This window comes from Pelotomaculum sp. PtaB.Bin117 (assembly GCF_002067195.1).
GTDB lineage: Bacteria > Bacillota > Desulfotomaculia > Desulfotomaculales > Pelotomaculaceae > Pelotomaculum_D > Pelotomaculum_D terephthalicicum.
Genome location: NZ_MVQM01000086.1, coordinates 1 through 11,656, shown reverse-complemented (window position 1 = coordinate 11,656; position 11,656 = coordinate 1). Strand labels below are relative to the sequence as shown.

Below are 11,656 nucleotides of genomic sequence, written 5' to 3'. Positions count from 1 at the left end.
TAATTATGGTTATTCCTCTGACTTCGCAACCTTGTCTTATGAGATCTCTTAACCTAACTGCAACCTGATCTTTTAACACATGATACCTATATTTGGTTATCCACACAAAGTGGTATTTTATGTCATATATCGTGTGGCTTCCCTTTTGGTAATCTGCCATATCATTCACCTCATGGATGAATGTTACATCTACCTCTAAGCAGAGTCAATGCTAAAGGCTTTTCGCCTAAAGGCGAAGGTTTTGGGCCTGGTACTTGGAAAATAAAATCGCTAATTGTTTTAAGATTAAGCTAAGTTTCTCCCTTAATCAGTTCCACTCGACGATCCGCCCGAATAAGCCCACGGCTTTTGAAAAGCCAGCTTTAAATAAGCGTGGTTCGCCTTTAGATCCAGTAAACTTTTCTTGGCCTGCACCAGGGCAGACTCCGCCGCGGCCACATCCGCGCGGGTGTTCATGCCGACCTGGTATTTTACATTGGCCACGCGCAGATCTTCCTCCGCTTTTTTCACCGCCTGCTCGGCGGCGGGACTGTTATCTTCAAGTGAACGAATTGAGTAGTATAGATTTCTGGTCAGCAATTCCGCCGCATCCTTAGCGCTCATTGAATCGTATATGGCTTGTTTCACAGCGTCTTCACGCGCTATATACGGATTGTATGACCCTGTATAAAACATGGAATCCTTGGCGTATTCCTGTATTTTTACCTTCTCGGTGGCCAGCCATATGGAAGGGCTGCTGTCGATGGCACGGCTCACGACAACATCGAGGTCAAGGTTCTTTTCCAGTGGCTCTAATTTTAATTCGTCTGTCAAAACAGGGCGATCCTGCGGATTTAAGCCGATAGTTTGATTAAAAGCAACATAATCATTATCAAGGTCGTTTTGCGCCTTGTCTGCGGTCGATTTTGCCGTTGCATACTTGGATTCCGCAGTGATCACGTCACCATCTGAAATCAAGCCCACCCTGCGCTGTGCTCTGGCCTTTTGCAGGTCCAAATCAGCCTGCTTCAAGGCCGCCTTGTCTGCATCCAGCGTGGCTATCGCCTGCTGGATGCCCCAATACTTTTTACAGGTGCTCAGGGCCAGGCTGTCCTGCTGCACTGACAGAGTCTTGTAAGTCATCCGCCAGGTGAGATCGGCTGATACTACATTTGCCCAGGCCCGCTCAGTCGCGGGATCGCCCGGCGGTGTGGAAGGCGTAAAGTGAATACTGTCCGCCGCATCATCCCGCAGTTCCTTGGTCCGGTCAATTTCCACAGTGGCCTTTTTAACCGCGTTACTGTTCGCCAAGGCGCGCGCAATAGCGTCATTCAGTGTCAGCTCCGGCTTGGCCGGATCCGCAGCCAAGGCCGGCATGGCCACCAGTATCGCAAACAGGAATATAGCAATACTTATCAAATACTTCTTCAAACACACCACTCCCGACTCTGTCCAATATTGTTAAGACAGTTAACAATACGCTAACTAAAGTATATTTCCCATCGGACAAAGAGTCAATATGTTTTTGTTCAAAAACGCTAAATTTTCTTTATTAAAAAAAACCGGGTTCCCTGAGGAACCCGGTTTTTTAACTTTTTTTAACTGTTAGTTAACTGTTACAGTCTGGGTCGCATCATCCCAGGTAATATTGCATCCCAGGGCTTGCGCTACCCAGCGGACCGGCAGCATGGTGCGGCCGGGATCCACGATTTCAGGAGCAACGTCCATCGTAATTCCTATGCCGTTGATGTTCAGGATATTGCTACCGATAGTAAGCTTGACCACGGTGCTGTCTTTAATGAGAACGACAGTCTGTTCGTCAGCGTTCCAGATGATGTTGCTGTCGGTAATGCCAACAGCCTGGGCCACAAACCGGACCGGCAGGTAAGTGCGGTCGTTCTTCAGGTAAGGAGCGGCGTCCATGGTTACTTCTTTGCCGTTTAAGGTGAACTTGCTGTCGCCAATCTTGAAGGTGACTTTGTTCTTGGTTGTTGACGGAGCCGGGGTAACGGTCTTGGCAACGTCAACCGTGGCTGCCGTGTCTCTGCCGGAGAAGATCAAACCACAAGCAGCGTTGTCAGGGTTAGCACCACCGGTGGCGTAGAAAGTTCTTCCGCCGGCACCACCCGCTACTATGCTAGGTCCGTATGTGTTGTTAATCTCGTCGACGGCAGCGCCTTTAATTTTTAAGGTGATATAACCCTCTGGCACGGTGCGGTCGATGGTTAAAGCAACATCGGATATTTCGATGGTTGAAGGCTTGGTGCTCTGGCTCTTAATCGGGATGGTCACCGTTCCCTCGTTCTTGGTGATGCTGTCGGTGTAGATGGAGACATCGCCGTCGATCACCTTGACGGTCGGGACTTTAGACCATGTCACGCCGCTCGGGGCAACTATCTTGAGGTCTTTGCCGTTGATCAGCATTTCCTTGGCGCCTTCAACAATCTTGAAGGTGCCGCCGGGCTGGCTCTGCATACCGATGATTACTTCCGGGGTGGTGTCCGCTGTGGCGGTAATGGACTTCGCCGCCTTGGCGATGACGAGCGACTGGTTGTCAACACCGGCACCGTCGACCGTAACCTTGATGTCGCCGGAATAGTCGGCTGCTACGTCAACTTGCACGTTCGTGAACTTGATCTTGCCCTTGGAGCACGGGGGAGTATTGGTAACTGTGAATTTAACCTTGCGGCCGTCGCTGCCAGTCGCGGTAATTGCACCTGCTGTCACAGTACCGGATGTCGAGGGGGCATTCAATGTGGCCCACTTCACGCCATCAGGCAGTTCCATGGTGATGGTGCGTCCGTTCAGGAGACTTGCGGCTGCGCCTTCTTCAATATTGAAGTCGCCGACATCCTGGTTCGTGCGGCCGGGGGTGACATCCTTAGGATCTTTCGCGTTGACCAGCTTGGCGCTGTAGCTCACGTATTCGCCAATGGTCACGGTGGAGACATCAATGCTGCTGGAACCGCTCACGGCCACATCAACTTGGCCGAGCACCGCTTCCGAATCATCCACGCTAACGTCAGCGGCAATCTTGTAGATTGATTTGGTGTCGGTATTTGAAGCTCTGCTAATATTCATAAGTCTAGCATCAGAGCCGTCCTTGGTTGCAGTCAAGTTTTGCCCGACGCCGGTCACGCCAGTGGTAAGGTTGGTGACAGTGCCGTTGTTAGTCCAGGTAATACCTTTCGGGAGCTTTAACTTAACTGACTGAGTCTCGGGAGCAGCGGCGGTATTTTCTTTCAGGTATATTTCAATTTTACCGCCAGTTGTGCCGGCAGTTGTAAATGTAGTGGTGGCGTCGCTCACATAGCAGGAAACCTTGCCGCTGCCGGCGGTGCCGACCACGACTGAGCCAGAGGAGAAGTCACCGGTCAATTTGTCTATTGTTACCTTGACGTCGCCGTCCGCGGAACTGGGAACAGTGACGTTCGGCAATGTAACCATGAGGCGGACATCATAGTCAGCGTCACCTGCACCCGGTACCCGATAACTAACTTTAAATTCGCGGGCGCTCACCCGGGTGATACCTTTGTTTTCAATACCTGTGGCAGGAGAGGCTGCGGTAAAAGCATCTGCTGCAAGGAAGCCTGCTGCTCCTTTACCGTTTTTCACACATGACACAACCGGGCTAGTCCCGGTATTGGTCCAGTCAAGCGCAAAATCTGTCGGTAAAGTTAAAAGGATCGTGCTGTACGTTTGGGCTGAAACTGTCGGGATGTCGATAAGGATCGAGCCCAAGCTCTGTGGAGTATCATTGTTGAGCACGGTGGGCGCGCTCATAACCGAATAGGTGGATGAAGCCGCCGCCGGGCCAGCCATGGGCACCAGCATCGCCACCAAGAAAGACAGGGTCAGTAAGATCGAGACGATCTTTCTGTTTCTTTTGGTTTTCATTATTTCCCTCCTAAAAAATTTTCTTTCTTAAAATAACTGCCTGGGGCCGTTTGCGCGGGCGACGCCCGCCAAGCAACCCTGTGAAGAAACGCTTCCATCCCCCCTTAAAGTAGTATAATAATTAAGTAATCATTGCCGCGACTGTGCTATAAACGCTGCTGCTGCTATGGTCGTCGCCAGTAAAGCGGTAGGCAACGGACAAAGACATATTCTACACCGGCAGACAATTTCCTGCCGGGCAGACTGTCTTTTCCTTTGTTGCGTCCTGATTAGTTAGACAGCCAGTGAGAACCAAAAGTTCCATCCGCGCCTAAAAAAATTTTACCAAATACGACCTTTTGCCATAAAAACATTTTTATATCAATTGACACTACTCAGGCCTCCCTTTATAATTACTGCGAAGCGTCCGGTCTGAGAACGCGTGTGTTACAAAGATTCTTTCAAGAGCCGAATGATTTTTACGAGCCTCCCGCAGCCGGAAGGAACTTTCTCCGGTTTCACTGTGTCTAACAGTTAAACGGGAGGCATTTTGTATCGCAAGAGGTGGGCTTCCCGTGGATGAAACCAGCATATTGGTAAAAAGGGCAAAAGAAAACGACCTTTCCGCTTTTGAAGAACTGGTGCGCATCCACCAGAACAAGGTATACGCGCTCTGCCTGAAGTTCTCGGACAGCCGCGACGACGCCCAGGACCTGGCCCAGGACGCTTTCATCCAGGCGTACAGGGCGCTGGGGAGTTTTCGCAACGAAGCTAATTTCGGTACCTGGTTGCACCGCATCACTGTTAATATATGCCTGAACGCCCGGCGCAAAAACAGGAACGTGCATATTTACCTGGACGAACCGCACCAGAGTGAGAGCGGGGGCGAAATAAGGCATGAGGTGGCCAGCGGGGAAGGCGACCCGCTCCGGGCGCTGGAAGAGAAGGAATTTCGCGGCATAGTGCAGGCGGCGCTGCAAAGTCTCTCGCCGGAACACCGGGCGGTGCTCGTATTGCGGGAGATTGAGGGCTATAGCTATGAGGAAGTTGCCGAAATGCTCGGGTGCTCCCTGGGTACGGTGAAGTCACGGCTCAGCAGGGCCCGGGAGGTTATGCGCCGCCGCATGACTGAACTGACGCAAGAGGCTGGCGAGGATCTGCCAGGCAGGCGATAGAAAAGGTGAGATTGATGGACTGCAGAGAAGCATTGCTGATGATACCGTCCCGCTTGGACGGGGCGCTGACAAAAGAAGAAGAGGACGCGCTGGCAAGACATGTGGCGGGCTGCCAGGCCTGCGCAGGCGAGTTGGCCCTGCAGGAGAGGCTTTCCGGGGCGCTGCGGGCGCTGGGCCGGGAGGAAATACCCGCGCCACCGGCATTACGCGAGCTGGTAATGGCCAAAATACGGGCGGAGCGCCACCGTACCGCGTTAACGTGGCTTCCGGCGGCCTGGCGCAAGCAGGCAGCGGCGGCGGCCGTCGTGTTGCTTATTGCCGGGAGTTCCGCCGGTATCACCATTGGTTTAAAAAACAACGACGCAGGAAAGACGATTGGCCTTGCGCCGAAACAGCCGGCGGCGGATGTCGGCAACGGCGGCGATGTGTCAGCGCCTCCCGCGGGCGGCGGTTACCTCCAGCCGGGTGATCCCGGCCAATTGCCCGAAGGGGCGGGCACTGCGGCTGAACCCCGGGGAGATGGAGCTAGTGAAAGCGTCCCGGGTTATGATAACCCGGGTAACCCCGTTAACGAGCCGGCTGCACCAAAAACAAGCGCGGAAACCGCTGCGAGCGCCGCTCCCGTTACGGCGGCAGGCGGCCATGAAACGCGGGCGCTGTTGAGCAGCAGTGTGAAAGTTGCGCGTAGCCAGTTAAAGATGTCAGTTAACGATTTGAACGAAGCGAGGATCAAGGCTGTTTCGCTGGCGGCCGGAGCCGGGGCGGCAACGCAGGTGTTTCCGGAGCAGGACGGCGACAAAAAAATAGTGCTGATTAGAATCACTTCGTCTTCCGAATGCGCCGCCGACCTGCTCTCCGGGCTGAACGGTCTGGGGACGGTGTTCGACAGACATGACGAGAGCCAGGATATCACTTCCTTATACAATGAGAAACTGGTTCAGCTAAACGACCTGCAGTCACGCATTGGCTCGGTCCAAAGCGGCGCGGAACAGCAGCAAATGGAAGCGCAGATTGCTTCATATAAACAGCAGTTTGACATATGGGAAGAAGAAGCCGGCAAGCATGTAATCATGTTGTGGCTGGAGGGCCGGTAAAAGCATCTATTTTGTTACTTTTATTTCGAGTGCTACTTCATCGTCGATTTCATTGGGCAGAGGATCCAGGTAAGTGATGCTTACGGGGCTGCCCGCCTGTAATTGCACCTGCCGTGTGCCTTCTTTATTTACCAGGCGCGCGTAATCATAATGATTGAACCAGATCGGTTTTTTCCCGGAAGAATCCCCCTCTAAATACAGGCACCCGTTCTCAATCCTGTCCACCTTGCCGGACGTTGTCTTAACATCGAGAAGGGTAGCTTTCCTGACCTTCCCTTTGGACACCTCCACATCCACAAAGTTACCTAGTTTTAAGGAGTTAAAGCCCTTTGTCGCCTTGTTCCCGGTCAGTACTGCGTCCCAGGCCAGCGGCAGGAACAAGTCTTCGGCATACATATTGTTAACGATGATATAATTATCCTCACCCAATACCACCATTTTAACCGATCCTCTTATTTTATCCGTCTGTCCGGAGTCATCTCTTTGTTCCAGTAAGTTGATCCAGCTCACCTGCTTTTGTCCGTCTAAAATTGCCTCGCATTGAAAATTTACAGAATCGGCCAGTGTGCATTTTTCAGCCACGCGGTAGCACTGGACATTACCGGCCGCCTTGAGCTTTTGCGCGCCTGACAGTGAAATAAGCGTTATTTCCTTGCTTCCCTTATTATCATCAACAGCGGAAATCCATCCCGCAAGGTGGCGGCCGGCGGGGAGCTTAACCCACCCCCGGTCTACCAATCTGCTTAGAATTACCGCCATTTCAGCCCGGGTTAAAGATTCCCGCGGCCGGAAAGTGCCGTCCGGGTAGCCGGACATGACGTCAGCGTAGGCAACCGCCGCGATGAAGGTCTTTTCCGCAGGCTTCAGCGCGTCCAGGTCAGAAAAGGTCTTGGCGTAAACCGCGTCTGCCACTGATTTTATTTCAGCCATTGCTGAATCAGCTCCAGTGACAGGTGGCACAAGGTACATGGCCCGCGCCAAGAGTTCCGCCACCTCAAGCCGGGTGGCGGGTCCGTCGAAATCGTAGTCCCCCGGGCTGTCCGGCGTAAGAAAACCTTTTCTCACTGCCAGGTCGATGTAGGACTGCCCCCACGGCACTCTGGGTATTTGTTTTGCTGCCGTGCTGCTGGTTGATTTCTTGTCATTCTTATTATTAGTTTTTGCTGCCGCTTTTTCAGCCTCCGCAGTAAAACCGCCTGAACGGACGATCAGCACTGCCGTTTCCAGCCGGCTTACCAGCTGGTCGGGCTTAAAAGTATGATCGGGATAACCTTTAACCAGTTCCAGCGCGTACAAGCGGGAAATATCTTTCTGGGCCCAGTGGCTGTTTATATCTACAAAACCCACGGTATCTTTAACCGGCGCCGCGAGGGCCGGGGACCAGCTGCACCAGAAACAAGATAATAGAATTAACAGAAGATTGCTTAATAAACATAAGATATAACGGCATCCCTTACGCTTTCTTTCAATGCCCATCTTTAGCCTCCATCGGATTCAGGCGCTTCATCTTTGATTTTATATATGCTCCCTGCTTCCGTCACCACATACAGGTACCCATCCGGTCCGACCATAGGCCGCATGGATACCTTGCCGTCCAGGGTAAGATTCCAGTCCAGCCGCCCTTCCGTGTTCAACGCCAGCAAGCGTTTATCTTCCGTTCCCAGGTAATAACGCATGTTGTTTTCATCCACGGACGGCCGGGAAATAGCCTTGGGTAAAGGTTCATACCAAGCTTCCGTACCGTCATCCTGATTCAAGGCGTAAAGTTTTTCGTCAGCGCAAAAGTACAACAAGCCATCTTCGGAAGGAGTGGGGGCCGTCAGATCGACACACCCCATTGCATAGCTCCACAGGGGGCTGCCGTCGCCGTCGCTTTCAAAAGCATAAACCGTGCCTTTGTAATAGTCGTCTGTTCTTTTCGGATTGACGGTTGCGTAAACGCGGCCGTTACCGCCTACGACCAGATTGGCTTGTTTAATTTCACCAAGGGAGTAGCGCCAGCGGATTTTCCCCCCTTCGCCAAATGCCATCAAGGTATACCCTTCTTTTTTCTTACCGATGATGACGAATACAGCCTGGTCGTTTCCGACGCTCGCCAGGATTTCCCAATCGGTTTCTAACTGGGTGCTGGCATTATACACCTGGTCCCATTGCGTGATCATCCACTTGTAGTGCCCCGCGGTGTCAACGGCATACAGCCCTGTCGGCAACTGCATGTATAACAGGTTCCCGGGACCGGTGGTCAGCAACGCCGCCGCTTTGCTGCTGCCCTGATATACTTTGAAACTCCACCCTTTGCTGCCGTTTAATTTAACCTCCTGGATCAAGGCATTACCAGGAATAAAAATAGACCCGCGCGCATCAAACACCGGACATCCTGACTTACTGCCGTCCGGTAAATCACTCTCCCATAATTTATTGCCGTTCTCATCCACCGCTATCAATTTATTCCCGCAAAGCGCGTAAAGCAGGCCGTTAGGTCCCAGCTGCAGTTCGGACGTCAGTTTGCCTATTTTGGCAACATGCCAAACAACATGCGGTGACCACTCACCAAGGCACTCGGCAGGCGCTCCGGCAGCAAAAAGTAATAATGACAGCGCAATGGCTGATATAATCATGCGGCGCAAAAGAACATCCCACCTTTACGTCATAACACTAGCTGCCCAGTATCGCTGGCAAACATCCAGCAGCTTTGTCAAAATAATGGCCATATCACCGGCTGTGATCGGGTCTCCCGGCGCGAAGGCTCCGTCCGGGCTGCCATGAAAAAGACCGGCGGCAGTTGTTACGGCAACCGCCTTGGCAGCCCAGGCGGGTATTTTATCTGCATCCGCGTAAGATAGCAGCGGATCCCACTTGATTTCAACGCCGACATCTTGCAGGATAGCCGCGAGGATCACTGCGGCGTCATCCCGGCTCAGCGCGCCATATGGTTGGAAGCTGCCGTCAGGATAACCGCAGATTATGCCACGCGCTCGCGCTTCAGCCACAATGGGACGCAACTCTACAGGTATATCCCCCGCATCTTTGAAAGGCAAGGGCAAATCGCTGGTTTCCGGCCATTGCAGAAGCCGTGCCAATATGGCGGCAACCTCAACCCGCGTCAACGGAACCTCGGAAAAACTACGCGCTTCACCGCCCGGCTCTATGCCAGCTACCGCTTGCTCCAGTACATCTGTGACGATTCTCGCGGCGGGGACATCTCTACCGCTGCTGCTGCCGCTGTCTGGAAAGTTCACCTTCCTGCCGCAGATCCCTCCCGTTTGACTGTCTACGGCCACAAGAGTTAAATTATACTGATCTTTTATGTCTTTTTTAAAAAAGTAAGTAAATCTACCCGACACGTCTAAGGTAATTGTTTGCTTGAAGCCCTCTTGCCCCCACATGTAAACTATGGTATTGGCGCCTGCCCTGCCGGTTATCACCAAGCGGCCCTGAAGCTGGATTGCTGAGACAAATAGCACTGGCGGTGAAGCGGTAGAACGAGCATTCACCGACACTAGTACATTCCCGGTTGGCGGAGGGGCAGACGCATACTCTAATTCAACCTGCTCGCCAGGAAGAAGATCTCCCGGCAACACCAGGTAACCGTTTTTATAAAAACGGGTTAAACCGGATGACCGGTACTGCTCACCACCCTTAGTGCTGATTATACCTTCAGCTTGATTATATTCTGCAAATGTACTCTTATCAAAAAAAGTTTCTCCTATATCCAGCCGCCATATTTCCTTCCCGTCCTGGTCAGTTGTGACCCTGACCCAACGCCCGGCAGCTATAACGTCATCTGATGTCCTGACCCCCCAGCGGTAGATGACTGCATCAGGAGGCAGATAGAAGGACCTGTAGCAATTGTTATTATCCAGCAGGTAAAACATTCTGTCTTTCTTTGTAAAATCAATTGTCTTCCCGTATAGAACATTGCTGAATGCCACCAAGCCTATAGCCTGCCCGGTACTCGGCAGTAGTACCGCTGTTACATGGTCCCCCTGCTTGATCACATCGAAGCTGGAATTCTCTCTGTCTCTCTTTACCGCTGCGCCCGGGAAGATCCGGACGGAAGTCCCGTTCTCCATCTGGATTTCGCTACTGGAAGCGATAGTTTCACGTACCGTGCCGAGGGCCACCTGCCGCTTAACAGCAAGGTACTGCACCTCGCCGCTGGACGGCGCCAAGTACAGGCGCACCGGCATACCAGGCAGGGCCTCTGCCAGTTCATCCAGAGCGCCGGTGCCAAAGGGCATGTCCGCTGTCTCCACACTTTGATAATTATCCTCGAAAGAACAAGCGACATCACTGGATAACCGGTATGATCCCCCGTTTCCCATGAGGGTTATTTCTTTTTGTCCGTCTTGATCATGTAACGTCGAGACAACACCTTCACGTTCTATATAAGCTGCACGAACCCGCCGGATTTTCTGGTCAACCGGGTTGAGCACGGCGTTTACCTCCACTCCCGGCGGCAGTTTATCCGTCGTTACAGGTTGGTTGTTCAATACTATTATTCCGGTATCCCCGGCCAGACTGTAGCCACCCGACCTGGCAGCCGGGTTGATTTCCGTAAAGACAGCCCCTTCTGCCGTATTGAGCGCTTTCACCCCGGTGGCACGCCACAAGCGGGCTATCAGGTAGATTCGCTGAGAAGTCCGGTAAGCTTCCGCCCCGGGGAAAAAGTGGCCAGCATCTACGGGGGCAATATTCTCATTAACGAGGTTTACCACCGGCAGAGCGGCCGGGCTGAACGAGGTACCGTCCACCAGTTTGATTGAACGCTCGCCGACACTCTCCACTATATCTTCGGCAGGTGTCTGACCCCAGACCAGGGCGTAATCCTGTGCGGCAACGGCACTGCCGCTTACAGTATTTCTGCGTACATTCACACCGGTTACCTTTACCGTATAATCCCCGGGCACCGATGACTGCAGGTAAACCTGCTCCACGTTGTTTGTCCTGTCCGGTATGTTATTACCTAGGAAATGGTTGCCGTAATAAACCCTGCCGTCAGGCGTCCGGACGAGCAGGTCGAGATCGTTCACCAACGCCTGCGCGCTGCCCGGTTCAGCCGGAGGATCGGTCCATGTCAGGGTGGCTTTAAAAGGAGACGCGTTATCAGTAACATGGATAGTATATGACACTTCGTTTCCCTGAGACACCCCGGCCAACTCGTCGGCCACCTTGAAGGAGTTTTCCTTCAGAGCAATTGTGGTACCTGCCAGGTCTATTACCCCGAAACCTTCTTTCGAAGGGCTACCTGTCATGGGACGTGATCCGTTGATCAGCGCCGCCTTGACCAAGGCTGCCGATGGGTTCGTTATATTCATATTCTTCTCAAAATATTCCCGCAAAAGGGTTGCCGAGCCGCCTGCAACGGCGGCGGCCATGCTTGTCCCCTGCATGCGCGTGTATTCCGGGTATCCCGGCAGATTGCCCTCGACCATACGTGAACGGGCGGAAATTACCGCGGAAGCGGGAGCGAGAAGTTCGGGCTTAATCCGCCCGTCTCCGGCCGGCCCGCGTGAAGAAAAATCTGCAACA

The 11,656-nt window shown here is 52.9% G+C and carries 8 protein-coding genes; 2 read left to right on the top strand and 6 right to left on the bottom strand.

Translation table 11 applies throughout. The features are described from left to right. From A4E54_RS05840 to A4E54_RS05830, 3 genes are all read right to left on the bottom strand, one after another. On the bottom strand, positions 1 to 160 hold a 160-nt coding region (locus A4E54_RS05840; RefSeq protein ID WP_286724055.1), incomplete at its 3' end, for a transposase. A gap of 143 nt (positions 161 to 303) precedes the next feature. After that, entirely contained in the window at positions 304 to 1,410 is a 1,107-nt protein-coding gene (locus A4E54_RS05835) for a TolC family protein (RefSeq protein WP_277445389.1), read from the bottom strand. Positions 1,411 to 1,584: 174 nt separating this feature from the next. After that, entirely contained in the window at positions 1,585 to 3,876 is a 2,292-nt protein-coding gene (locus A4E54_RS05830; RefSeq protein ID WP_286724976.1) for a copper amine oxidase N-terminal domain-containing protein, read from the bottom strand. 554 nt (positions 3,877 to 4,430) lie between these two features. Here A4E54_RS05830 and A4E54_RS05825 point away from each other — a divergent pair. Together A4E54_RS05825 and A4E54_RS05820 are read left to right on the top strand one after the other, a co-directional pair. Further along, positions 4,431 to 5,030, top strand: coding sequence for an RNA polymerase sigma factor (locus A4E54_RS05825; RefSeq protein ID WP_277445388.1), 600 nt, complete (start codon positions 4,431 to 4,433; stop codon positions 5,028 to 5,030). Positions 5,031 to 5,044: 14 nt separating this feature from the next. Then, entirely contained in the window at positions 5,045 to 6,124 is a 1,080-nt protein-coding gene (locus tag A4E54_RS05820) for a zf-HC2 domain-containing protein (RefSeq protein ID WP_277445387.1), read from the top strand. 6 nt (positions 6,125 to 6,130) lie between these two features. Here A4E54_RS05820 and A4E54_RS05815 read toward each other — a convergent pair whose 3' ends face one another. The 3 genes from A4E54_RS05815 to A4E54_RS05805 form a co-directional block, all read right to left on the bottom strand. Then, entirely contained in the window at positions 6,131 to 7,600 is a 1,470-nt protein-coding gene (locus tag A4E54_RS05815; protein ID WP_277445386.1) for an S-layer homology domain-containing protein, read from the bottom strand. A 2-nt stretch (positions 7,601 to 7,602) separates the two neighbouring features. Continuing rightward, positions 7,603 to 8,742, bottom strand: coding sequence for an outer membrane protein assembly factor BamB family protein (locus tag A4E54_RS05810; protein WP_277445391.1), 1,140 nt, complete (start codon positions 8,740 to 8,742; stop codon positions 7,603 to 7,605). 24 nt (positions 8,743 to 8,766) lie between these two features. Continuing rightward, a partial coding sequence (locus A4E54_RS05805; RefSeq protein ID WP_286724944.1) for an S-layer homology domain-containing protein occupies positions 8,767 to 11,656 on the bottom strand: 2,890 nt, incomplete at its 5' end.